The organism is Citrobacter sp. Cf087 (assembly GCF_030334285.1).
Lineage (GTDB): Bacteria > Pseudomonadota > Gammaproteobacteria > Enterobacterales > Enterobacteriaceae > Citrobacter > Citrobacter freundii.
On record NZ_JAOWED010000028.1, the window covers coordinates 335,617 to 357,699 of the forward strand.

Here is a 22,083-nt window from a genome sequence, read left to right on the forward strand (position 1 = left end):
GCCATGATTGCGCGAATTTTCTCCTGTCTGAATGGGGCTGCCTGGGATGATATTACTCCCCCTACATCGCCTTCAATATCGCCTTTTTGCGCGACGTTTTCCCCTTCCTGCGACTTATCTATACTCTGCCACCATGCGGTGAGGGCAGCGCATGCTCACTGCAGGATAACAGTAAGATCAGAGGCTATCTGCTTTTACTGATGTCTGGCGGTCGGGGCTGGTAACCAGTTTGACCCGTCATTTCGTGGGCAAAGCAATGCGGCTTTGCCCGGGACTTTTGATTTTCCCGAAACGGGTTATTGCGCTTATGAAATCAATGAAAATTGCCGCCAGTGGTGAACTGGCTTCTCGTCTTTCCAGCCATCGCCAGGTGGTTGCGCTGGACAGCACCGATTTTACTGACGTCGCGGCAGTCGTCATTACCGTTGCGGACAGCCGCAGTGGGATCCTGGCTTTGCTGAAACGCACTGGTTTTCATATACCGGTGTTTTTGTTCGCAGAGTCTGATGTCGATGTACCTGCGGGCGTTAACGCGGTGATTCGCGGTCAGGCTCAGGACTGGCTGGAGCTGGAGTCTGCTGCCTGTCAGTATGAGGAAGAATTGCTGCCGCCGTTCTATGACACGCTTACCCAGTATGTCGAAATGGGGAACAGTACGTTTGCCTGCCCGGGACACCAGCACGGTGAGTTTTTTAAGAAGCATCCGGCGGGCAGACATTTCTATGAGTTCTTTGGCGAGAACCTGTTCCGCGCGGATATGTGCAACGCTGACGTTAAGCTGGGCGATCTGCTGATTCATGAGGGATCAGCGAAACATGCGCAGAAATTTGCCGCGAAAGTTTTTCACGCGGATAAAACCTACTTTGTGCTGAACGGAACCTCTGCGGCGAATAAAGTGGTCACCAACGCGCTGCTGACGCGCGGCGATCTGGTGCTGTTTGACCGCAACAACCATAAGTCCAACCACCACGGTGCGCTGATCCAGGCCGGTGCGACGCCGGTTTATCTGGAAGCGGCGCGTAATCCGTTTGGCTTTATTGGCGGTATTGACGAGCACTGCTTTGATGAGGCGTATCTGCGCCAGCAACTGCGTGACGTTGCGCCGCACAAGGCTAACCAACCGCGCCCGTTCCGTCTTGCAATCATTCAGCTTGGTACCTATGACGGTACGATCTACAACGCCCGGCAGGTGATCGACAAGATCGGTAGCCTGTGCGATTACATCCTGTTTGATTCAGCCTGGGTTGGCTACGAGCAATTTATTCCGATGATGGCCGATGGGTCACCGCTGCTACTGGATCTCAATGCTGACGATCCGGGGATCTTTGTCACCCAGTCGGTACACAAACAGCAGGCCGGATTCTCGCAAACCTCGCAGATCCACAAAAAGGATAACCATATTCGCGGTCAGGCGCGGTTCTGTCCGCATAAGCGTCTGAACAATGCATTTATGCTGCATGCTTCCACTAGTCCGTTTTACCCGCTATTTGCGGCGCTGGATGTTAACGCTAAAATCCATGAAGGCGAGAGTGGGCGTCGGCTATGGGCGGAGTGTGTAGCGCTGGGCATTGAGGCCCGTAAAGCGATTCTTACCCACTGTAAGATGATTCAGCCGTTTATTCCTCCGGTAGTTGATGGTAAGCCGTGGGAAAGCTATCCGACGCAGGTGATTGCCAGCGAGCGCCGCTTCTTTAGCTTTGAACCGGGTGCTAAATGGCATGGTTTTTCCGGCTACGCGCGCGACCAGTACTTCGTTGATCCCTGCAAGCTGTTGTTAACTACTCCGGGCATTGATGCGCAAACCGGGCAATATACTGAGTTTGGTATTCCGGCGACGATTCTGGCGCATTACCTGCGTGAAAACGGCATTGTTCCGGAGAAATGCGACCTTAACTCGATTCTGTTCCTGCTGACCCCGGCAGAAAGCACCGAGAAACTGGCGCAACTGGTGGCGATGCTGGCGCAGTTTGAGCAGCATATTGAGGACGATACGCCGCTGGCAGATGTGCTGCCCACCATCTTCAACAAGTATCCGGTACGCTATCGGGATTACACGCTGCGTGAACTGTGTCAGGAGATGCACGATTTATACGTCAGCTTTGATGTGAAGGATCTGCAAAAAGCGATGTTCCGACAGGAGAGTTTGCCTGCCGTGGCGATGAACCCGCAGGATGCCAACAGCGCCTTTATCCGTGGTGATGTCGAACTGGTGCGTATTTGTGATGCCGCAGGTCGCGTTGCGGCAGAAGGTGCGCTGCCTTATCCTCCAGGCGTTCTGTGCGTGGTACCGGGCGAAATCTGGAGCGGGGCGGTGCAACGTTATTTCCTGGCGCTGGAAGAGGGTGTTAACCTGCTGCCGGGCTTCTCGCCGGAGCTGCAAGGTGTGTACAGTGAAACGGATGCAGACGGTATTAAGCGTCTGTATGGATATGTTGTGAAGTAAGCGCAAAAAAAACGGGTTACCTTTTGGCAACCCGCTTTTCTCTGCGTAAACGTTAGTGCGCGATAGTTTGGGTGCCTGCCGGAACGCGTACGTGTTTATATTTAAACAGCGCCACGAAGGCAAAAGCCAGAACCAGCGAGTAACCTGCGAAGATCAGCCACACGGTCTGCCAGTCGGTAATACCGTTCAGCGTATAGTGTTCAACTACTTTACCGCTCACCAGTCCGCCCAGAATACAACCGAAGCCGTTGGTCATCATCAGGAACATACCCTGTGCGCTAGCGCGGATTTCAGGGCGAACTTCTTTCTCCACGAATACCGAGCCAGAGATGTTGAAGAAGTCGAAGGCGCAGCCGTAAACAATCATCGACAGAACCAGCAGCACGGTACCGAACGGTGTCGGATCGCCGTAGGCAAACAGGCCGAAACGCAGCATCCACGCCACAATACTGATAAGCATTACATTCTTAATACCGTAACGGCTCAAGAAGAACGGGATGGTCAGGATAAACAGCGTCTCGGAAATCTGCGAGATCGACATCATCACCGAGGCGTGTTCAACGATGAAGCTACCGGAGAACAGTGGGTTGTTATCGAAGCTGTGCAGGAAGGTATTACCGAACATATTGGTAATCTGCAGCTCCGCTCCCAGCATCATTGAGAAGATGAAGAAAATCGCCATGCGCTTGTTTTTAAACAGCGCGAAAGCATCCAGGCCCAGCATGGACGACCAGCTCTGGTTTTTCTGCTGGTTAGCCACCGGAATATGCGGCAGCGTCAGCGTGAACAGCGCCAAAACAACGGACAGCGTTGCACCGATATACAGCTGCATATGACTCAGCTCGAAGCCGGAGAAGCTCACGCCCCACATCGCCATGATAAAGCCGATAGTGCCCCAGATACGGATTGGCGGGAAGTCCGTTACGATATCCATCCCGGCTGACTGCAGGCGATAGTAAGAAATGGTGTTGATTAACCCCAGCGTTGGCATATAGGCCAAAGAGTTAAGCAAGATCACAAAGAACATCGCGCCTGGGGTGGTGACTTCGGCTGCGGCGAACAGCGTTGCTGCACCGACCAGGTGACAAATGGCGTACACCCATTTCGCACTGATCCATTTGTCGGCCACGATCCCTAACAGCGTAGGCATAAACACGGCGGCGATCCCCAGCGAGCTATACACTGCGCCAATGGATGCACCATCGAATTTTAGGGTGACAAACATATAGGAGCCGAGGGTAGTGAGCCAACTACCCCATAAGCAGAACTGCAGAAACGAGAGCACTTTCAGCTGCAGCTTAAGATTCATGTTAATTTCCTCACACCGTAATGCGGATGAATGTTTTAAAAGGCACATTTGCCGGGGCTTGATGATGTGATTCTATCAACGAGGGACACTCTTTTTTTGTTACCTGTGACAAATATTTGCAAACAATTTCTGATTGCAAAGCAAAAGAGTGATGGAGTTAACACTTTACCCTCTTCCGGGCCCCGTTTACCGGGGCAGAAGAGGGGATATATTAGCGGCGTCGATATGATTTTTGTGCGGAATTGACCTTGTAAAGGTATCGGCGTGATTCAGCCGACGGATGTCGGGTAGTCAGCGTTTGATAAACGTCCCCCGGGGTCATGCTGTTGATAATATTCGCGGCCTGGATTTTATCGTTCGAGAAAACGCGCAGCACGCTGCCCGCACCGCCGTTATATGCCGTGATCACCGCGTAGCGACGGGACGTTGGATTATCAATGCCGCCTAAATAGACATTGTTGAGCATAGCCAGATAGGCGGTACCGGTATCAATGTTGCTGGCCGGGTCAAACAGGAAGCTACGGCTCGGTGTGCCGGAGCGCCCTTGCGAGCGAAACACATCTTTCCCGGCGCTGTGCTGTACCACCTGCATCAGTCCCAGCGCATCGGCATGGCTGACCGCATATGGGTTAAATGAGGATTCGGTTTGCATGATGGCCAGAATCAGCGACTCATCGACGCCATACTTACGCGAAGCCTGACGCACCATGCCGACGTATTTATGCGCGCGCTTATCAAGGTGGTTCGGTACCAGGTTGATCGTCACGCTATAGATGATGCGAATACCATTGCTGCGGCTTTTCAGGCGTGTTTTCAGCAGATAGTCAGCGAAATTGGTGGCACGTCCCTCCCAACGAATGGGCTTGCCGGTATTATCGACCACCTGCCCGTACAGGAACGGCTCTTTGGAAATCTTAATGTCGTCGACATCGGAATAGAGGTCGATAGAACCTGGATCATCCCCCATCAGCAATGTCTTGATAATCGCCCGACGCAGGTGTCCGGCGGGATCTATCCCGGCAATGGTCTCGACGGTTATCGTACCGTCATCAAAGTTGATATGGCTGCGGGTTTGATACTGATCGGTATACTTTACGTAGTCCTTTGGACCCGCAATCAGCACTTCCTTAAATCCCCACAAATTCTCAATGTTATGGGCAAATTGCCCCATCAGAATATCAAAACCGTTGGTATCCTTGACCCAGGCTTCGTTATAGGAATCGCCTTTTTTGGTCGAACTGGAACAGGAGATGAGCAACGGCGCAATAACGGCAAGCGCGAGAAATTTTTTCATCATTCCGGGAGTGCGTGTTGTGTTTGTTATTTGCAAGGACCAGAGTAAATCGTAGGCCGGATAAGCGCAGCGCCATCCGGCAACGGTTCTTAAGACTCTGGTGTATAGCCTTCAATATGCACGTCTTTGCCTTCAAACAGGAAGTTGATCATCTCCTGCTCAAGCAGTTTACGATGCTCAACGTTCATCATATTGAGCTTCTTCTCGTTAATCAGCATGGTTTGCTTATGCTGCCATTGCGCCCATGCTTCTTTAGAAATCTCGTTGTAGATGCGTTTCCCCAGATCGCCCGGGTACAGCTGAAAATCCTGGCCTTCTGCTTCGCGTTGCAGGAAAGTGCAAAAAATCGTTCTGCTCATAAAAAATCCTCTCTATCGACCGGTACGTTAAACGTGTGTACCGGCACGTAATTGCTGTAACAAACGCTCCACGGGAGCCGCCAGTCCGACCGACGGCGGTTGCGCTAAGTTATACCAGAGCGCGTTGACTTCATCCATGCATGAGCCGAATGAAGACACAGGAAGCCACATAGGCACAATGTCTAAGTGGAAATGGCTAAAGGTATGGCGAAACGCATTAAGTTGGGTCAGATTATCTGCGTTAATTTGCCGTTGCGCCAGCCAGTTGCGCAGTCCATCTTCGTCGTCAAACTGTGGAAAACAGTATAAACCACCCCATAAGCCGCTGGGCGGTCGCTGTGCGAGCAGCACTTCGTCATCATGCTGCATCAGTAAAAAATAGCCCGTTCGTTCTGGCAGCGTTTGCTTGGGTTTTTTACCCGGGTACAACGCCCAGCTTGCATTGGCGCTGGCCACACAGCCATTTTCCAACGGACACAGCGAACATTTAGGTTTTGAGCGCGTACAGACCATGGCGCCTAAATCCATCATCGCCTGATTAAAACGTTCAACGCCATGGGCGGGCGTCACCTGCTCGCTCAACTCCCACAGCTTCTTTTCGACCTCTTTTTTACCCGGCCAGCCGTTTACAGCATAACAGCGAGCCAGCACGCGTTTGACGTTACCGTCGAGAATCGGAAAATGCTGACCCAGAGAGAGGGAAAGGATCGCGCCTGCGGTTGAGCGACCGACGCCAGGTAGGGCGGCCACCTCATCAAAAGTTTGCGGAAATATACCGCTATGTAGCGTGACAACCTGCTGCGCGGCTTTATGCAGATTACGCGCTCGGGCGTAATAACCCAGCCCGGTCCACAAATGCAGAACCTCATCCAGCGGCGCATGGGCTAAATCCGTTACCGTTGGGAAGCGCGCCATAAAGCGCTCAAAATAAGGGATAACGGTCGCAACCTGAGTTTGTTGCAGCATTACCTCAGAGAGCCATACTTTGTAAGGCGTCTTATCAATTTGCCAGGGCAGCGTTTTCCGCCCGTATTTGTCGTACCAGCTCAATACCTGAGCCGAGAATTGAGACGCTTGCATGATTACCGTTTCATTATTGCCGGGGGCAAGATTGCAGCACAGCGGCAACAGGGTGTAAACCGGAACTTTCCGCTGCTCACTTTCTTCCTTTACTTGCATCCGGCAACTAACTTTGGATAATGCCCGTTTTCAGAACTCAAACACAGCAGACTAAACTTTTATGAAGAACGACGTCATTTCACCGGAATTTGATGAAAACGGCCGCCCTCTGCGCCGGATTCGTAGTTTTGTTCGTCGCCAGGGGCGACTGACGAAAGGGCAGGAACACGCGCTGGAAAACTACTGGCCGGTGATGGGCGTTGAGTTCAGCGAAGAGCCTGTAAATTTCGCAGAACTGTTTGGCCGTGATGCGCCAGTCACGCTGGAAATCGGTTTTGGTATGGGAGCGTCGCTGGTCGCAATGGCGAAAGCGCGTCCGGAACAGAATTTCCTTGGCATTGAGGTTCACTCGCCGGGCGTTGGTGCGTGTCTGGCTTCAGCCCATGAAGAGGGTGTCGAGAACCTGCGCGTCATGTGCCATGATGCCGTTGAAGTCCTGCATAAAATGATTCCTGACAATTCTTTATCTATGGTTCAGCTGTTTTTCCCTGACCCGTGGCATAAAGCACGTCATAATAAACGCCGTATCGTTCAGGTACCGTTTGCTGAGCATATCTTAAGTAAGCTGAAGCTGGGCGGCGTATTCCACATGGCAACCGACTGGGAAGCTTATGCGGAACATATGCTGGAAGTGATGTCCTCCATTGACGGGTATAAAAACCAGTCCGAGAGTAACGATTATGTACCGCGCCCACAATCGCGCCCGGTAACCAAATTTGAACAACGTGGTCATCGTCTTGGCCACGGCGTATGGGACTTAATGTTCGAGAGGGTGAAATAATGGCAAAGAACCGTAGCCGTCGTCTGCGTAAAAAGATGCACATCGAAGAATTCCAGGAAGTAGGATTTTCGGTTGCATGGCGTTTCCCGGAAGGTACATCTGGAGAGCAGGTCGATCAAATCGTTGATGACTTTATCAATGAAGTTATCGAACCGAACAAGCTGGCTTTTGACGGCAGCGGCTATCTGGCCTGGGAAGGTCTGATCTGTCTGCAGGAAATCGGCAAATGCACCGAAGAACACCAGGCAATCGTGCGTAAGTGGCTGGAAGAGCACAAACTAGAAGAAGTGCGTACCAGCGAACTTTTCGATATTTGGTGGGACTAAGTAGCACAGGGTCGGCAAATGCCGGCCCGATTTGTCTTGAGGGAAAGATATGATGCGCAAAACGCTGCTGGCGGCAGTCCTAACGTTCACGGCGATGGCCGCACATGCAGATTACCAGTGCAGCGTCACCCCGCGTGACGATGTGATTTTGAGCCCACAAACGGTGCAAGTGAAGGGTGAGAACGGCGACCTGATTATTACCCAGGCCGGCGATGTCACCTTCAACGGTAAACAGTACAGCCTGAACGCCGCACAGCGTGAGCAGGCCAAAGATTATCAGGCGGCGTTGCGTAGCAGCCTGCCGTGGATTGACGAAGGTGCCAGAGCGCGCGTAGAGAAAGGTCGCGTGGCGCTGGATAAAATCATCGCCAAAGAGGTCGGTGAAAGTAGCAACATGCGTGGCCGCTTAACCAAGCTGGATGCGCAATTGAAAGAGCAGATGAACCGTATCATCGAGCATCGAACTGATGGCCTGACCTTCCATTATAAGGCGATTGATCAAGTCCGCGCGGACGGACAACAGCTGGTTAATCAGGCGATGGGCGGTATTTTGCAGGACAGCATCAACGAAATGGGTGCCAAAGCCGTACTCAAAGGCGGTGGTAATCCGTTGCAGGGCGTGCTCGGTAGCCTTGGTGGCTTGCAAACCTCAATTCAAAACGAATGGAAGAATCAGGAACAAGACTTCCAACAGTTTGGCAAAGATGTTTGTGCCCGCGTCGTGACGCTGGAAAACGATCGTAAAACGCTGGTTAGCACTCTGAAATAATCTTCACCTCTTTTTAACGGTGCAGAAACATTCTGCGCCGTTTTATTTTGTACTTTTCTGTTTTTTTGATATCCATCTCTAAGAATAACAATTTGATGGAGATATAAATCTGGTTAATTGGAACTCGTCACATTATTCATCTGTAGGATAGACATAATGCTGCAAATTCAAGTAACTGGAGAAATAACATGGAGTTTTTCAAGAAAACGGCACTTGCCGCACTGGTTATGGGTTTCAGCGGCGCGGCGCTTGCACTGCCAAACATCACCATTTTAGCGACCGGCGGGACGATTGCTGGCGGTGGTGATTCCGCGACAAAATCTAACTACACGGCAGGCAAGGTTGGCGTAGAAAATCTGGTTGAGGCCGTACCTCAGTTGAAAGATATCGCTGTCGTTAAAGGCGAGCAGGTGGTGAACATCGGCTCCCAGGATATGAATGACGAAGTCTGGTTAACGCTGGCCAAAAAGATTAATACCGAGTGTGATAAAACCGACGGCTTCGTGGTGACACATGGTACGGATACCATGGAAGAAACCGCCTATTTCCTCGACCTGACCGTCAAGTGCAACAAGCCGGTCGTGCTGGTCGGCGCCATGCGTCCATCTACGGGTATGAGTGCTGATGGCCCGTTCAACCTGTATAACGCAGTGGTAACTGCCGCAGACAAAGCCTCTGCCAACCGCGGAGTGCTGGTGGTGATGAACGACACCGTTATGGATGGTCGCGACGTGACTAAAACCAACACTACCGACGTTGCTACCTTCAAATCCGTTAACTACGGCCCGTTGGGTTACATTCATAACGGTAAAATCGACTACCAGCGTACGCCTGCGCGTAAGCACACCACGTCTACTCCGTTCGATGTTTCTAAGCTGACCGAGTTGCCGAAAGTTGGGATTGTTTACAACTATGCTAACGCCTCCGATCTGCCGGCAAAAGCACTGGTAGATGCGGGTTACGCAGGGATCGTTAGTGCAGGTGTAGGTAACGGTAACTTGTATAAAACCATTTTCGATACGCTGGCAACCGCCGCGCATAAAGGTACCGTTGTGGTGCGTTCATCTCGTGTACCAACGGGTGCCACCACGCAGGATGCAGAAGTTGATGATGCAAAATACGGATTTGTGGCTTCAGGTTCCCTGAACCCGCAAAAAGCACGTGTGCTGCTGCAGCTGGCGCTGACTCAAACCAAGGATCCTAAACAGATCCAGGAAATGTTTAATCAGTATTAATGACTGAAGGTGGCTGCGCTCATCGACCTAACCCTGTAGGCCTGATAAGCGCAGCGCCATCAGGCAATTTGCCGGATGCGGCTCAAGGCCTTATCCGGCCTACATCGTTACCGTATTACTCCGCCAGAAACAGCTCCAACAGAGAGTTCAAAAACAGCTTACCTTGTTGAGTAATCTGCCAGTATTCATCGCATTCACTCAGGTAGCCCTGGGAAATAGCCTCATCGATCTGTCGACGAATAACGTCCTCGGTAAGCCCGGTATATTGTCTGAACTCCGCGCGAGGCGCGGCCTCAAGCAACCGGAAACGGTTCATAAAGAACTCGAACGGCTTATCGGCTTCGGCGACATCACGCTGGCTTTCGAGATAACGCCCTTGCATGTAGCCACGCGGATGCCGCGTTTTGGTGGTACGCAGAATGCGCCCGTCCGGGAACGTAATTTTGCCATGCGCGCCGCAGCCAATACCGAGATAGTCGCCAAAACGCCAGTAATTAAGGTTGTGCTGACACTGATAGCCCGGCTTCGCATAGGCTGAGGTTTCGTACTGTTGATACCCGGCGGCGGTCAGCAACTGGTGGCCTTGCTCAAAAATATCCCACAGCGCATCATCGTCTGGTAAAACAGGCGGTCGGGAACCGAACAGCGTGTTGGGTTCGATGGTCAACTGATACCAGGAAAGATGCGGTGGGTTGAGCGCGATGGCCTGCTGTAAATCGCCCAGCGCCTCTTCCAGCGTCTGATCTGGCAAACCATGCATCAGGTCGAGGTTAAAGCTGCGTAGCCCCAGACCGCTCGCCAGGTGTGCTGCTCGTTTGGCTTCTTCCGGCCCGTGAATACGTCCCAGACGCTCGAGTTTGGCGGAGCTAAAGCTCTGTACGCCAATCGAGATACGGTTTACGCCAGCGCGTTGATAATCAACAAAGCGATCGGCTTCCACCGTCCCGGGATTCGCCTCCATTGTGATTTCTGCATCTGCGGCCAGATTCAGCCGTGCACGCACGCCGTCGAGCAGCGTTTGCATTGCCGGGCCAGAAAGCAGGCTCGGCGTACCACCACCGATAAAAATTGTCTTTACTTCGCGCCCCTGGGCATGGGCCACCTCAGTATCCAGATCGCTCAGCAGGTGCTGAACATAGTCGTCATGAGGAACCTCGCCCTTAAGCGCATGCGAGTTAAAGTCGCAGTACGGGCATTTCTGCACGCACCAGGGGATGTGAATATAAAGACTTAGCGGCGGAAGGTTAACCATTGCGCAGGGCATCCAGCAGCAGCTTCAGTGCCTGTCCGCGGTGAGAAATCGCGCTTTTTTCTTCGCGGGTCAGCTCAGCAGCTGTTTTTCCTTCGGACGGCACAAAAAAGATTGGGTCGTAACCAAAACCACCGTTTCCGGCCGGTTCACGGGTAATCACGCCCGGCCAGCTTCCGTGGCACACTAAAGGCGTGGGATCGTCCGCATGGCGCATATACACCAGCACGCAGTGGAATTGCGCCTGACGCTGGTCATCCGGGACATCCCGCAGGGTGTGCAGCAGTTTTTCCAGGTTCTGCTGATCGGTCGCATCTTCGCCGGAATAGCGGGCTGAATAGATACCCGGCGCGCCGCCAAGGGCATTTACTGCCAGGCCGGAGTCATCAGCAATGGCTGGCAAACCCGTAATTTGCGCGGCATGACGCGCCTTCAGAATGGCGTTCTCAATAAACGTCAGCCCGGTCTCTTCTGCAGAATCAACACCCAGATCCGTTTGGGCAACAACATCAAGACCGAAATCACTCAGAAGAGAGGCGAGTTCACGCACTTTACCGGCATTGCCGGTCGCGAGGACAACTTTTTGCATGGGATACCTAATCAGTTAGCGCCGCAATTTCGGGCGGGATCTGTTGCGGATGAATAATTTTAACCTGTTTGTGACGACCAAGCTCGCCCTTCTCAATAACGACCTGGCTTTTCGCTACGCGGAACTGTTTACCGAGAAACTTCACCAGATGGCTGTTGGCTTGTCCATCGACCGGCGGGGCGGTAATGGCGACTTTAACTTCGTCGCCATGTAAACCCACAATACTGTCACGGCTGGCTTTCGGCTGAATATAGAGCCGTAAAACCAGACCGTCGTCGCAGGGTGTAACGGCACTCATAGCGCCATCCACAGCCCCGGCAGCAGCATGTTGCCTGTCGCCTGTAACACTTCCGCGATACCCATGTTAATGACATAGAGCAGCAGAACCAGAATCATTGGGGAGAAATCGATCCCGCCCATGCCTGGAAGTATGCGACGGATAGGACGCAACAGCGGATCCGCCAGTTGAATCAGCACGTACTCCACCGGGCTGCGACCCTGGCTGACCCAGCTCATAATCGCCATTACCAGCAGCACCCAGAAAATCAGCAACCCAATGGTCTTCAGGACAATCAGCACGGCGGCGATCCAGATGATCGGCTGGAACGTGACCACCTTAAATAGCACGATGGCTTTGATAAAGCTGAGAACGAGCGCGACTAATGCTGATGCGCTGTCAATGGGCCCCATCGGAGGAATAATACGGCGTAACGGCCCAATAATGGGCTGAGTGATTTTCACAATAAACTGCGAGAACGGGTTGTAGAAATCGCAGCGAGACCATTGCATCCACACGCGCAGTAGCAGCGCCATGGTATACAGCTCAATTACCGTTGAGAGCAGGAAGGTCAACGTATTCATGGTGTTCCTTAATTTTCCTTATTTTTTAGTGTAATCACGAGCACCAAAAATGGCAGTGCCGATGCGCACCATCGTGCTACCCGCCGCGATAGCGGCATCCATATCATCAGACATCCCCAGCGAGAGCGTATCGATATTTGGATAGCGTGTTTTCAACCCGGCAAATGCTACAGCCATTTGCTGTGCAACTTCAAACTGCCTTACATAATCTGACTCAGGAGCGGGAATAGCCATCAAACCACGCAGGGTAATGCGCGGCAGCGCAGCGACTTCAGCGGCCAGGGCATCAAGCTCTGCCAGCGGAATCCCTGACTTACTGTTCTCATCGCTGATATTAATCTGGATCAGCACATTCAGCGGCGGCAGGTCTGCCGGGCGCTGTTCGCTCAGACGGGCAGCGATACGTAGACGGTCGATCGTATGGCACCAGTCAAAGTGCTCGGCGACCAGACGACTTTTGTTGGACTGCAGCGGGCCGATAAAGTGCCACTGCAGATCGTTGACGCCTTTTTCCTGAAAGTAGCGGATTTTATCCACCCCTTCCTGGACATAGTTTTCACCGAAGGCACGCTGCCCTGCGGTAATGGCTTCTTCGATGGCGCTCGCAGGTTTGGTTTTGCTGACTGCAAGCAACATAACTTCTTCTGAAGACCGCCCGCAACGCGTCGCGGCGGCTGAGATTTTGTCCCGGACATGTGCCAGGTTATGCGCGATATCGTTCATTTTCCGAGGATGTTCATATGAATATGGAAGAAATAGTGGCCCTTAGTGTAAAGCATAACGTGTCGGATCTACACCTGTGCAATGCATGGCCTGCGCGTTGGCGCAGGCGTGGAAAAGTCGAAAGCGCACCGTTTACCACGCCTGACGTAGAGAATCTGCTGATGTGCTGGCTCAGTGAGCAACAACAGGTACAGTTGCAGGAGCAAGGGCAGATTGATTTTGCCGTTACCCTGACGGACTCCCGACGGCTGCGCGCCAGCGCATTTGTCCATCAGCAGGGAACCTCGCTGGCGCTAAGACTGCTACCGCTGGATTGTCCTCATTTAGACGATCTTCAGCCTCCCGCGGTCATACCTGAACTGCTTCACAGTGAAAATGGGTTGATTCTGGTGACAGGCGCTACCGGCAGCGGTAAATCTACGACCCTGGCGGCGATGGTGGAGTATCTTAATCAGCATATTGAGGGGCACATTCTGACGCTGGAAGATCCTATTGAATATCGCTACACCAGCCGACGTTGTCTGATTCAACAGCGGGAGGTGGGCGCACACTGCGCCTCTTTCGCCGCCGGTTTGCGCGGTGCGCTACGCGAAGATCCCGACGTTATTTTGCTGGGCGAGCTGCGCGACGTGGAAACCATTCGGCTGGCATTAACGGCGGCGGAAACCGGACATCTGGTGCTGGCAACGTTACATACGCGAGGTGCGGCGCAGGCCATCGCGCGGCTGGTGGATTCCTTTGCAGCAACAGAGAAAGATCCTGTGCGTAACCAACTGGCAGACAGCCTGCGGGCGGTTCTTTCGCAAAAACTTGAGGAGGATAAGCAGGGGGGACGCGTGGCGCTATTCGAACTACTCGTCAACACGCCCGCCGTGGGCAATTTGATCCGCGAAGGGAAAACGCATCAGCTACCCGGCGTGATTCAAACCGGGCAGCAGACAGGTATGCAGACATTTGCACAAAGTTTGCAGCAGCGACAGGCGCAGGGGCGGCTTTAATAGCCCTGCTCGAAATAGCTTTCCAGGATAATAACGGCAGAAGCGGAGTCCACTTTGCCTTTATTCAACGCCCGGTAACCGCCTTGCTCAAACAGGCCTGAGCGGGCTTCGACGGTGCTCAAACGTTCATCGTGCAGCGTTACGGTTACGCCAAAGCGACCATGAATGCGGTTAGCGAATTTACGTGCGCGCGCGGTAAGGGGCTGTTCGGTGCCATCCATGTTGAGTGGCAGGCCGACAATGATTTCATCCGGTTGCCACTCTTTCAGCAGGCGTTCAATCAAATTCCAGTCTGGCGTACCGTCCTGTGCTTTGATGGCGGGCAATGGCCTGGCCGTACCGGTAATGCGCTGACCCACGGCGACGCCGATACTTTTCGTACCAAAATCAAAAGAGAGTAATGTTCCGCTCATCATGCGTGTCCCGCCACGCCGGGCATGGTCTGAATATCTATCCCGATAAGCTTCGCCGCATCGCGCCAGCGGTCGGCAATCGGTGTTTTGAATAAGATGTTGAGATCGGCAGGGGCCGTAAGCCAGGCGTTATCCAGTAACTCTTGTTCCAGTTGGCCCTTTTCCCATGATGAATAACCCAGCGCAACCAGCACTTCGGACGGTTGTTCCTGCGTACCCAGGGTTTCTAATACATCGCGGGAGGTTGTGATGATGGTTTTATCAGAAATGCGAATACTGGACGCAAAGCGCGACGGTGGGGTATGAAGTATAAATCCACGGTCTTCTGCCAGCGGGCCGCCGAGCATCACGGGCTTATCCAGACGAATGGCCGGATCGCGTTCTTCTGGAGTAATCTTCAGCTTTTCCAGAATCCCTTCAATTTGTAAGTTTTCCAGAGGCTTATTGACGATAATCCCCATTGCTCCGTTCTCATTGTGTTCGCAAATATACACCACGGAACGGCGGAAAATTGGATCCTGGAGAGCAGGCATGGCAATTAGAAAGTGATGCTGTAAATTCATTGTCAGAGGTTCTGTTTCCTGGTTCAAAAAAGCAACAGCGCCCAGTATGCGTACAAACAGGAGCGCTGTCACTATTAGTATTGGTAGGGTCCCTTCTACCGGCGAGTTCTTTTATTTTTGCAGGCGCGCCTCAATGGCATCCATCAGCATACCGGTAATCGAAACCGGGAACTCCGCTTCAATTTCACGAATACAGGTTGGGCTGGTGACGTTAATTTCCGTCAGACGATCGCCAATGATATCCAGACCGACAAAAATCAAACCTTTCGCTTTCAGCGTTGGCCCAATGCGACGGGCAATTTCCCAGTCACTGTCGGTTAATGGACGCGGCTCGCCACGACCACCTGCGGCCAGGTTGCCACGGGTTTCGCCGCCCTGCGGAATACGCGCCAGGCAGTAAGGAACGGGTTCGCCATCGACCACCAGCACGCGTTTATCGCCGTCTTTAATGGCTGGCAGATAGTTCTGCGCCATGCAGTAGCGGGTACCGTGCTCGGTCAGCGTTTCCGCAATAACGCCAAGGTTCGGATCGCCTTCCTTCACGCGGAAAATAGAGGCCCCGCCCATGCCGTCCAGCGGTTTGAGAATGATGTCGCTGTGTTTTTGCCAGAAGGCTTTCAGCTGCGCTTTATTACGCGTGACCAGAGTTTCCGGCGTCAGATCGGCAAACCATGCGGTGAACAACTTTTCGTTGCAGTCGCGCAGGCTCTGCGGTTTGTTGACGATCAGCGTTCCTTTCTCTTCTGCACGTTCCAGAATATAGGTCGCGTAGATGAACTCGGTATCAAACGGCGGATCCTTACGCATCAGAATAACGTCCAGGTCTGCCAGCGGGAGATCCTGTTCGCTCTTAAATTCATACCATTTGTCGTAGTTCTGCTCTACGCTCAGGGTACGCGTATGGGCGCGGGCTTCACCGTTGATCAGATAAAGATCGGCCATCTCCATATAATGAATTTCGTAACCGCGGCGTTGCGCTTCCAGCAGCATAGCGAAACTGGAATCTTTCTTGATGTTGATGCTTGCGATGGGATCCATCACGATGCCGAGCTTGATCATGTTCTTCTCCGTTTATGCCTTAGCCCAGATCGCCAAAACGCACCTGAAGCGCGGTAATGGCGGTGAGCGCAGTTGTCTCAGTACGCAGAACGCGAGGTCCTAACAGAATATCAGTAAACTGATACCGTGCGGTCATGGCAATTTCATCTGCCGACAACCCACCTTCCGGGCCAATCAGCAAGCGGATGCGCTCCACCGGGAGCGGCAGCGTGTTAATGCTGGCGCTGGCGCGAGGATGCAGATTGAGCTTCAGTCCTTCGTCCTGTTCTGCGCACCATGCTTCCAGATCCATTGCCGGGCGAATTTCAGGCACCCGATTACGACCGCACTGTTCGCAGGCGGCAATAGCGATTTTCTGCCACTGCTGGAGCTTCTTGTTCAGGCGTTCATTGTCCAGTTTAACGCCGCAACGCTCAGAAAAAAGTGGCGTAATGAGGCTTACACCCAGTTCAATCGATTTCTGGATAGTAAATTCCATTTTTTCACCGCGCGACATTACCTGGCCCAGGTGGATATGCAACGGTGATTCCCGATCGTCGAGTTCAGCGTTAAGCACCTTCACTTCCACGCTTTTCTTACTGGCATGGGTAATTTCGGCGTCGAATACCTGATTGCTGCCATCAAACAGCTGTAGCGGCTGGCCTGGCCCCATACGTAGTACGCGGCCGATATGGTTGGCAGCATCTTCACACAGTGAAATTTGGCTACCGGAAGCGAGTGGCTCTGGGTGATAAATGCGAGGAATGCGCATAGTTAAACATCCGCGTCATGGCCCTGGGCTGCAACAGGCAGGGCATGGTTAAAAATATTGCCGCTAGTGTAGGTTAGCTCTTTTGCGCCTGGCAAGCGCGTTGCACATAGGGGTTATGATTCCCCTGTACCTTCGCGATGCGTTCGTCGCGCTCACACTCCCAGTCGGTGACCGGATACTGCTTATTCCAGGCATTAAAAAGCTGGGTTTGCTGGCGAGAGAGCGTCAGGTTGTATTGGTCGCGCATATAAAAATAGGTACGCGCGATGGCGCCACGGGCGCGGGCAGGCGGCTCGGCAACTTTCTCTTTGAAATCAACCTTCATCGCGCACTGTCCATACTGGCCTTCGCCACCGTTCCACTGGCTGTACATGAAGTTAGCGCGATCGCCATTCACTTCACCTACCGCAGGCTGCAGGTTATGCATATCGCTTTCCATTTTGCGATAGACCGGATCTTTAGCGCAGTTTTTACGCCCTCCGTCCTGCCAGCACTGGCGCTGATGACCAAACTGCCAGGCGGGGACAACGTGCTCCCATTCAATTCGACTGGCGCGGTTTTCGTTTTTTCGCACTTTATAGCCGCAGGATTCGAGGTCCACGACCCCTTTTTTGCCTTGCCAGTTAATTTTACAACCGCAGTAGAAATCGCCTGGTGCATCGGCGTTAACTTTGACGCCCGCCGCTTTTGCCTGAGAAAAACTGTTGATGCCTTCGGCTAAAGCCGGGCCTGAAAATGCTGCGGCTAACAAGGCCGCAGCAAAAGAAAAATTACGGTACATCACGAACTCCGTGTCAAAACGAGCCCGCAACGTAGCGAAAGTCATTCCTGTATGCAATCAGTTAGATCAGAAAAGTTCCTGATAATTCTGAAGATTATTCTGCAATCAGTGGTTCGCCGCAGTGAACGCAGCGGTAGGTGGCTTCGCCGCGTATCACGCGGTTATGGCGGCGTACGGTCAGTTGGTGTTCCTGACACTTGCAGCGGTAAGTAAAGGTCTTACGCTGCACGGATTGCAGTTCGAACTGATGCGTACGTCGGGCTGGCACGCCCAGCACGCTTTCCATCATCCATTTCCACTCTTTGCCGTGCGGCGGCACGCGGCCAAAGTATTTCCACACCAGTAAATGCGCCAGTTCATGGGGCACCACTTCGTTAACGAACGCGTCAACGTTCTCAATCAGCAGGACGGGATTAAGGCGAATTTCATAGGTTTGTAGCCACGCGGTACCCGCGGCGGTTCCGCGCTGTTGGTAAACCAGCTTTGGCTCCGGGTAATTGCGTTCGAGCTTGAGGTTGGCCTGAGCGAGCTTTTCCCGCAGGCTGCGCATAACGGCTTGCTGGATGGCGATAGGGAGACGGGAGGTTTTCATAGCGCCAGAGGATAGTGCGACAGGGAAGGGACTGCAAGAGGAAGGCTTCCTCCCGCGGGGGAGGAAGCTTTTCGTGATTAGTCGTGTGCGCCAATTTCGCGCAGTTTACGACCTTTCATCAGGTTACGTTCAATGTGTTCCAGAGAGACATTTTTAGTTTCAGGTATCAGCCACAGGGTCAGGAAGATGAACAGGACGTTCAGACCACCGTAGACCCAGAAAGTATTGGCGCTGCCCAGCGAGTTCAGCATCGTCAGGAAGGTTGCACCGACGATCATATTGGCAATCCAGTTGGTTGCGGTAGAGCAGGTGATACCGAAATCGCGGCCTTTCAGCGGTTGGATTTCAGAGCACAGAACCCAAATCAGCGGACCGGCGCTCATGGCAAAGCCAACGATAAACATCAGCAGCATCAGTACAGCGAAGTATTGCGCGGCCGCCGAGTGAATACCCACGTGCATCATCGTACCCAGCACGCCCATACCGACGGCCATGACGATAAAGCCGAGGATCAGCGTAGGCTTGCGGCCCCAACGGTCAACCAGGCCAATGGCGATAAAGGTTGCCAGCACGTTGGTCAGACCGACGATAACAGTCCCCCACATCTGCTCGGTGGTGTTGGTGTAGCCCGCCAGCTCAAAGATTTTCGGTGCGTAATACATAATGACGTTCATCCCGGTGAACTGCTGCATCACCTGTAACAGGACGCCAAGGAATACTGCGCGGCGGAAGTTGCTGTTTTCTTTAAACAGCGCCCAGCCGCTCTGCTTCACCTGCAGACTTTCACGAATTTCATCCAGCTCGCGTTTGGCTTCTGCGCTGGTATCACGCAAACGCAACAGAACACGTTCAGCATCGACAAAACGACGTTTAGCAGCAAACCAGCGTGGGCTGTCCGGCAGGAAGATAACGCCAACCAGCAGCAGCAGGGCAGGGATGATGATCACGCCCAGCATCCAGCGCCATGCGCCGCTGTAGCTAAACGCCGTATCGGAAAGATACGCACCCAAAATACCGATGGTGATCATCAACTGATACATAGAGATCATGCTGCCACGAATTTTTTCCGGGGCAATTTCAGACAGGTAAAGCGGCGCGGTATAAGACGCAACGCCTACCGCAAGGCCGAGCAGCACGCGGGAAACCAACAGCACTTCAACGTTTGGTGCCGCGGCGGAGAACAGTGAACCGGCAACAAACAGGATTGCGCCGATCATCAAACTCTTTTTACGCCCCAGTTTGAAGGAGAGCCAACCGCTGCCGACGGCACCCACGGCAGCACCAAACATCATCGAACTCACCACCCATTCCTGAGTGTGGGGGGTAATTTGGAACTCGTCGGTGATGAACGGTAAAGCTCCGGCAATAACACCGATATCCAGGCCAAAAAGTAATCCAGCCAGGGCTGCAAGAAAGCAGACAAAAAATGTCATGGCTTTGTTGGAACGCCCCGTTTTTTTATTGTCAGGCATGATGCCCTCCGGTTGGGTAGCTAGTTTTGTTGATGTTAAGGGTAGGTGAGTACGGGGTAAAAAAATGCGAATCACATCACATTAGTGTAATCGGTTACACTGGCATTCATGTAAGTTATTGGTTATTTGATTGAAAAATAACGTTATTTATTTCACATGAATAACATTGATTGTCTGAGTTTAAGATAATGCTGAAATATAATGTAACAGTGATGCAATCACAGTAACGAAGAGATGTTGATTCATGTTGGATCGAAATTCTACGATATGTAATCGCTTTCATTTGTTGTTTGCAACAAGGGAGATTAGCGTAGCTTTGGCTATGGGGTATGGAAGAGAAAAGGACATAAAAAAGACCAGCGCGAGGCTGGTCTTCATAAGCGTTGAACCGTGAGGGAATTACTTCAGACCGGCAGCTTCACGCAGCAGAGCGGCTTTGTCGGTTTTTTCCCATGGGAAATGTTCGCGCCCAAAGTGACCGTAAGCAGCGGTTTCTTTGTAAATCGGGTGCAGCAGATCCAGCATCTGAATCAGGCCATACGGGCGCAGGTCGAAGAACTCGCGCACCAGCAGGGTCAGTTGCTCAGAAGGCACTTTTTCAGTACCAAACGTTTCCACCATGATAGAGGTCGGTTCAGCCACGCCGATTGCGTAGGAAACCTGAATCTCACAGCGATCAGCCAGACCAGCGGCAACAATGTTTTTCGCGACGTAACGAGCTGCATAGGCTGCGGAACGGTCAACTTTAGACGGATCCTTACCAGAGAATGCACCGCCGCCGTGACGCGCCATGCCGCCGTAGGTATCAACGATGATTTTACGACCTGTCAGTCCACAGTCGCCCATTGGACCGCCGATTACGAAACGACCGGTTGGGTTGATGAAGAACTTGGTCGAAGCAGTCAGCCATTCAGTAGGCAGTACCGGCTTGATGATCTCTTCCATAACGGCTTCTTGCAGCGATTTCTGATCGATGTCTTCAGAGTGCTGAGTCGACAGAACAACCGCATCAATACCGACGATTTTGCCGTCGTCATACTGGAAGGTAACCTGGCTTTTTGCATCCGGACGCAGCCAGGATAAGGTGCCGTTTTTACGCACTTCAGCCTGACGCTGCACCAGACGGTGAGCATAGGTGATCGGGGCTGGCATCAGCACGTCGGTTTCGTTGGTTGCATAACCAAACATCAGACCCTGGTCGCCTGCGCCCTGTTCCAGCGGATCGGCGCGGTCAACACCCTGGTTGATGTCCGGAGACTGTTTACCAATCGCGCTCAGTACCGCACAAGAGTTGGCGTCAAAGCCCATGTCGGAATGCACATAGCCAATTTCGCGAACCGTATTACGGGTGATCTCTTCGATATCAACCCATGCGCTGGTGGTGATCTCACCGCCAACTAAAACCATACCGGTTTTGACGTAGGTTTCGCAGGCAACGCGTGCTTTCGGATCCTGCTCGAGGATTGCGTCCAGTACGGCGTCAGAGATTTGGTCAGCGATTTTGTCAGGATGCCCTTCTGATACGGACTCGGACGTAAAAAGGTGTTTTGCCATATTTAATTTCACCTAAGGAGAATTTGGTTAGCTCAAACTGTCGAGTGGAATAGCCATGTGTAGAAGATTCTACCATGAGTCTGCAGATGACGGACACTGGCAGTCTGAGTGTTAATCGGTATAGATGGATTAACATCTGGACGGCTATTTTAGGACAGTTCTTCGCCTGATTTCCAGCTTTTTTTGATTGAGGTCGCATTGTACTGAAAATGTAACTGGAAATTTTTCCTGACGGTGCTGGCAATGCGCGCATTTATCTTTTGCTTTTTGACTTCCTTATGGGTATAAAACGCGGCGCGCGGCTCATACAAAAGCACACGACGTTTTCATCGTGTTGCCACTTCCAGCCGGGTTAAGACTTTAGCTTTGGCTTGTGGGTTCGTTCCGTAAGGAGCAACCGTGGAGGTGATACGAGATAATGAACCGTTGTATTCTGCTGAATCTGTCGCACCGTTCTGGTGTACATATGTTCCCCGCAATCTGCATCTTGCATACCTGCCGATGTTATACCCATCTCGGCGCTTCTCAGGACTCCAGGGCCGGTAACGGTCACTAAGAACTGAACAAGGGCGCTCTTGGTAAACAAGAGTTTTCTCGTGGTTTCGCCGAACCGTCAGCATTAAGTTCGGTTACGTGTTTACATTGATATGAAAAAGAAACCGGTCGCACAGTCGGAGCGTCAGCACTATCTGCTGCAAATTCTGCCTGTATTTGGGTTGTTATCGCGTCTTCGGATTGCGATAGTAGTCAACTGTTTTACACTTGTTAATAAAATTTGAGGTT

Annotated in this window: 25 protein-coding genes; 8 read left to right on the top strand and 17 right to left on the bottom strand. The window is 52.4% G+C overall.

Annotated features, from left to right (window positions below):
- Window positions 1-307: 307 nt before the first annotated feature.
- Window positions 308-2,443, top strand: coding sequence for an ornithine decarboxylase (locus OGV57_RS10080; RefSeq protein WP_054528778.1), 2,136 nt, complete (start codon window positions 308-310; stop codon window positions 2,441-2,443).
- Between the two features lie 52 nt (window positions 2,444-2,495).
- Here the strand turns inward: OGV57_RS10080 and OGV57_RS10085 are convergent, their stop codons facing one another.
- The 4 genes from OGV57_RS10085 to mutY form a co-directional block, all read right to left on the bottom strand.
- Window positions 2,496-3,752 (bottom strand): nucleoside permease, encoded by a 1,257-nt coding sequence (locus OGV57_RS10085; protein ID WP_003027130.1) that lies wholly within the window; start codon window positions 3,750-3,752, stop codon window positions 2,496-2,498.
- A 211-nt stretch (window positions 3,753-3,963) separates the two neighbouring features.
- Window positions 3,964-5,049: a membrane-bound lytic murein transglycosylase MltC gene (gene mltC, locus OGV57_RS10090; RefSeq protein WP_139239335.1), complete on the bottom strand. Its 1,086-nt coding sequence runs from the start codon at window positions 5,047-5,049 to the stop codon at window positions 3,964-3,966.
- 86 nt (window positions 5,050-5,135) lie between these two features.
- The gene (locus OGV57_RS10095) at window positions 5,136-5,405 is read right to left on the bottom strand and encodes an oxidative damage protection protein (protein ID WP_003027126.1); all 270 of its coding nucleotides are present in this window, start codon (window positions 5,403-5,405) and stop codon (window positions 5,136-5,138) included.
- Window positions 5,406-5,432: 27 nt separating this feature from the next.
- A complete protein-coding gene (gene mutY / locus OGV57_RS10100; RefSeq protein ID WP_032948135.1) occupies window positions 5,433-6,485 on the bottom strand; it encodes an A/G-specific adenine glycosylase in 1,053 nt (350 codons plus the stop codon).
- A 160-nt stretch (window positions 6,486-6,645) separates the two neighbouring features.
- Here mutY and trmB point away from each other — a divergent pair, with 160 nt between their 5' ends.
- From trmB to ansB, 4 genes are all read left to right on the top strand, one after another.
- On the top strand, window positions 6,646-7,365 hold the full coding sequence (gene trmB, locus OGV57_RS10105) for a tRNA (guanosine(46)-N7)-methyltransferase TrmB (protein WP_003027117.1): 720 nt from the start codon (window positions 6,646-6,648) through the stop codon (window positions 7,363-7,365).
- Complete coding sequence (locus OGV57_RS10110; protein ID WP_003027115.1) at window positions 7,365-7,691, top strand: YggL family protein; 327 nt, start codon at window positions 7,365-7,367, stop codon at window positions 7,689-7,691. The genes trmB and OGV57_RS10110 overlap by 1 nt, the downstream gene beginning before the upstream one ends.
- A 49-nt stretch (window positions 7,692-7,740) precedes the next feature.
- Window positions 7,741-8,460 carry a YggN family protein gene (locus tag OGV57_RS10115; protein WP_003838208.1) on the top strand — a complete coding sequence of 240 codons (720 nt, stop codon included), beginning with the start codon at window positions 7,741-7,743 and terminating at the stop codon, window positions 8,458-8,460.
- A gap of 188 nt (window positions 8,461-8,648) precedes the next feature.
- Entirely contained in the window at window positions 8,649-9,695 is a 1,047-nt protein-coding gene (gene ansB, locus OGV57_RS10120) for an L-asparaginase 2 (protein WP_003027108.1), read from the top strand.
- Between the two features lie 115 nt (window positions 9,696-9,810).
- On the opposite strand, the gene hemW is transcribed toward ansB, so the two are convergent.
- From hemW to OGV57_RS10145, 5 genes are read right to left on the bottom strand one after another with little or no spacing between them, the layout of a single operon-like run.
- Window positions 9,811-10,947 (bottom strand): radical SAM family heme chaperone HemW, encoded by a 1,137-nt coding sequence (gene hemW, locus OGV57_RS10125; protein WP_003027105.1) that lies wholly within the window; start codon window positions 10,945-10,947, stop codon window positions 9,811-9,813.
- Complete coding sequence (locus tag OGV57_RS10130) at window positions 10,940-11,533, bottom strand: XTP/dITP diphosphatase (RefSeq protein WP_003027104.1); 594 nt, start codon at window positions 11,531-11,533, stop codon at window positions 10,940-10,942. Before OGV57_RS10130 ends, hemW begins: the two co-directional genes overlap by 8 nt.
- A 7-nt stretch (window positions 11,534-11,540) precedes the next feature.
- A complete protein-coding gene (yggU, locus tag OGV57_RS10135; RefSeq protein ID WP_003027101.1) occupies window positions 11,541-11,831 on the bottom strand; it encodes a DUF167 family protein YggU in 291 nt (96 codons plus the stop codon).
- Window positions 11,828-12,394, bottom strand: coding sequence for a YggT family protein (locus tag OGV57_RS10140; protein WP_003825417.1), 567 nt, complete (start codon window positions 12,392-12,394; stop codon window positions 11,828-11,830). Before OGV57_RS10140 ends, yggU begins: the two co-directional genes overlap by 4 nt.
- An 18-nt stretch (window positions 12,395-12,412) precedes the next feature.
- The gene (locus OGV57_RS10145; protein ID WP_003838215.1) at window positions 12,413-13,117 is read right to left on the bottom strand and encodes a YggS family pyridoxal phosphate-dependent enzyme; all 705 of its coding nucleotides are present in this window, start codon (window positions 13,115-13,117) and stop codon (window positions 12,413-12,415) included.
- Between the two features lie 17 nt (window positions 13,118-13,134).
- Between OGV57_RS10145 and OGV57_RS10150 the strand changes: the two genes are divergently transcribed.
- Complete coding sequence (locus OGV57_RS10150) at window positions 13,135-14,115, top strand: type IV pilus twitching motility protein PilT (protein WP_016150970.1); 981 nt, start codon at window positions 13,135-13,137, stop codon at window positions 14,113-14,115.
- Here the strand turns inward: OGV57_RS10150 and ruvX are convergent.
- The 8 genes from ruvX to metK all read right to left on the bottom strand — a co-directional run bounded on the left by ruvX (window position 14,112) and on the right by metK (window position 21,300).
- Complete coding sequence (gene ruvX, locus OGV57_RS10155; RefSeq protein ID WP_006686843.1) at window positions 14,112-14,528, bottom strand: Holliday junction resolvase RuvX; 417 nt, start codon at window positions 14,526-14,528, stop codon at window positions 14,112-14,114. The two genes, OGV57_RS10150 and ruvX, sit on opposite strands and share 4 nt — an antisense overlap.
- Complete coding sequence (locus OGV57_RS10160; RefSeq protein WP_054528926.1) at window positions 14,528-15,091, bottom strand: YqgE/AlgH family protein; 564 nt, start codon at window positions 15,089-15,091, stop codon at window positions 14,528-14,530. Before OGV57_RS10160 ends, ruvX begins: the two co-directional genes overlap by 1 nt.
- 111 nt (window positions 15,092-15,202) lie before the next feature.
- On the bottom strand, window positions 15,203-16,150 hold the full coding sequence (gshB, locus tag OGV57_RS10165) for a glutathione synthase (protein ID WP_003027083.1): 948 nt from the start codon (window positions 16,148-16,150) through the stop codon (window positions 15,203-15,205).
- Between the two features lie 19 nt (window positions 16,151-16,169).
- Window positions 16,170-16,901: a 16S rRNA (uracil(1498)-N(3))-methyltransferase gene (rsmE, locus tag OGV57_RS10170; RefSeq protein WP_003027080.1), complete on the bottom strand. Its 732-nt coding sequence runs from the start codon at window positions 16,899-16,901 to the stop codon at window positions 16,170-16,172.
- 73 nt (window positions 16,902-16,974) lie between these two features.
- The gene (gene endA / locus OGV57_RS10175) at window positions 16,975-17,682 is read right to left on the bottom strand and encodes a deoxyribonuclease I (protein WP_016150969.1); all 708 of its coding nucleotides are present in this window, start codon (window positions 17,680-17,682) and stop codon (window positions 16,975-16,977) included.
- A 94-nt stretch (window positions 17,683-17,776) separates the two neighbouring features.
- Window positions 17,777-18,274 carry a SprT family zinc-dependent metalloprotease gene (locus OGV57_RS10180; protein ID WP_003846365.1) on the bottom strand — a complete coding sequence of 166 codons (498 nt, stop codon included), beginning with the start codon at window positions 18,272-18,274 and terminating at the stop codon, window positions 17,777-17,779.
- 77 nt (window positions 18,275-18,351) lie between these two features.
- The gene (gene galP / locus OGV57_RS10185; protein WP_003027074.1) at window positions 18,352-19,746 is read right to left on the bottom strand and encodes a galactose/proton symporter; all 1,395 of its coding nucleotides are present in this window, start codon (window positions 19,744-19,746) and stop codon (window positions 18,352-18,354) included.
- A gap of 399 nt (window positions 19,747-20,145) precedes the next feature.
- Entirely contained in the window at window positions 20,146-21,300 is a 1,155-nt protein-coding gene (gene metK, locus OGV57_RS10190) for a methionine adenosyltransferase (protein WP_003027071.1), read from the bottom strand.
- Between the two features lie 418 nt (window positions 21,301-21,718).
- On the opposite strand from metK, the gene yqgG reads away from it, so the two are divergent.
- Together yqgG and yqgB are read left to right on the top strand one after the other, a co-directional pair.
- Window positions 21,719-21,856: a small protein YqgG gene (gene yqgG, locus OGV57_RS10195; RefSeq protein ID WP_269147429.1), complete on the top strand. Its 138-nt coding sequence runs from the start codon at window positions 21,719-21,721 to the stop codon at window positions 21,854-21,856.
- Between the two features lie 91 nt (window positions 21,857-21,947).
- Window positions 21,948-22,079: an acid stress response protein YqgB gene (gene yqgB / locus OGV57_RS10200; protein WP_003027062.1), complete on the top strand. Its 132-nt coding sequence runs from the start codon at window positions 21,948-21,950 to the stop codon at window positions 22,077-22,079.
- Window positions 22,080-22,083: the final 4 nt, after the last annotated feature.

Coding starts and splice junctions, on each gene's coding strand:
- OGV57_RS10085 (WP_003027130.1), bottom strand. CDS start 3,752: ATGAATCTTAAGCTGCAGCTGAAAGTGCTCTCGTTTCTGCAGTTCTGC.
- OGV57_RS10140 (WP_003825417.1), bottom strand. CDS start 12,394: ATGAATACGTTGACCTTCCTGCTCTCAACGGTAATTGAGCTGTATACC.
- yggU (WP_003027101.1), bottom strand. CDS start 11,831: ATGAGTGCCGTTACACCCTGCGACGACGGTCTGGTTTTACGGCTCTAT.
- OGV57_RS10095 (WP_003027126.1), bottom strand. CDS start 5,405: ATGAGCAGAACGATTTTTTGCACTTTCCTGCAACGCGAAGCAGAAGGC.
- metK (WP_003027071.1), bottom strand. CDS start 21,300: ATGGCAAAACACCTTTTTACGTCCGAGTCCGTATCAGAAGGGCATCCT.
- mltC (WP_139239335.1), bottom strand. CDS start 5,049: ATGATGAAAAAATTTCTCGCGCTTGCCGTTATTGCGCCGTTGCTCATC.
- ruvX (WP_006686843.1), bottom strand. CDS start 14,528: ATGAGCGGAACATTACTCTCTTTTGATTTTGGTACGAAAAGTATCGGC.
- trmB (WP_003027117.1), top strand. CDS start 6,646: ATGAAGAACGACGTCATTTCACCGGAATTTGATGAAAACGGCCGCCCT.
- galP (WP_003027074.1), bottom strand. CDS start 19,746: ATGCCTGACAATAAAAAAACGGGGCGTTCCAACAAAGCCATGACATTT.
- ansB (WP_003027108.1), top strand. CDS start 8,649: ATGGAGTTTTTCAAGAAAACGGCACTTGCCGCACTGGTTATGGGTTTC.
- OGV57_RS10160 (WP_054528926.1), bottom strand. CDS start 15,091: ATGAATTTACAGCATCACTTTCTAATTGCCATGCCTGCTCTCCAGGAT.
- OGV57_RS10080 (WP_054528778.1), top strand. CDS start 308: ATGAAATCAATGAAAATTGCCGCCAGTGGTGAACTGGCTTCTCGTCTT.
- hemW (WP_003027105.1), bottom strand. CDS start 10,947: ATGGTTAACCTTCCGCCGCTAAGTCTTTATATTCACATCCCCTGGTGC.
- mutY (WP_032948135.1), bottom strand. CDS start 6,485: ATGCAAGCGTCTCAATTCTCGGCTCAGGTATTGAGCTGGTACGACAAA.
- yqgB (WP_003027062.1), top strand. CDS start 21,948: ATGAAAAAGAAACCGGTCGCACAGTCGGAGCGTCAGCACTATCTGCTG.
- OGV57_RS10180 (WP_003846365.1), bottom strand. CDS start 18,274: ATGAAAACCTCCCGTCTCCCTATCGCCATCCAGCAAGCCGTTATGCGC.
- rsmE (WP_003027080.1), bottom strand. CDS start 16,901: ATGCGCATTCCTCGCATTTATCACCCAGAGCCACTCGCTTCCGGTAGC.
- OGV57_RS10130 (WP_003027104.1), bottom strand. CDS start 11,533: ATGCAAAAAGTTGTCCTCGCGACCGGCAATGCCGGTAAAGTGCGTGAA.
- gshB (WP_003027083.1), bottom strand. CDS start 16,150: ATGATCAAGCTCGGCATCGTGATGGATCCCATCGCAAGCATCAACATC.
- endA (WP_016150969.1), bottom strand. CDS start 17,682: ATGTACCGTAATTTTTCTTTTGCTGCGGCCTTGTTAGCCGCAGCATTT.
- OGV57_RS10115 (WP_003838208.1), top strand. CDS start 7,741: ATGATGCGCAAAACGCTGCTGGCGGCAGTCCTAACGTTCACGGCGATG.
- OGV57_RS10150 (WP_016150970.1), top strand. CDS start 13,135: ATGAATATGGAAGAAATAGTGGCCCTTAGTGTAAAGCATAACGTGTCG.
- OGV57_RS10110 (WP_003027115.1), top strand. CDS start 7,365: ATGGCAAAGAACCGTAGCCGTCGTCTGCGTAAAAAGATGCACATCGAA.
- OGV57_RS10145 (WP_003838215.1), bottom strand. CDS start 13,117: ATGAACGATATCGCGCATAACCTGGCACATGTCCGGGACAAAATCTCA.
- yqgG (WP_269147429.1), top strand. CDS start 21,719: ATGAACCGTTGTATTCTGCTGAATCTGTCGCACCGTTCTGGTGTACAT.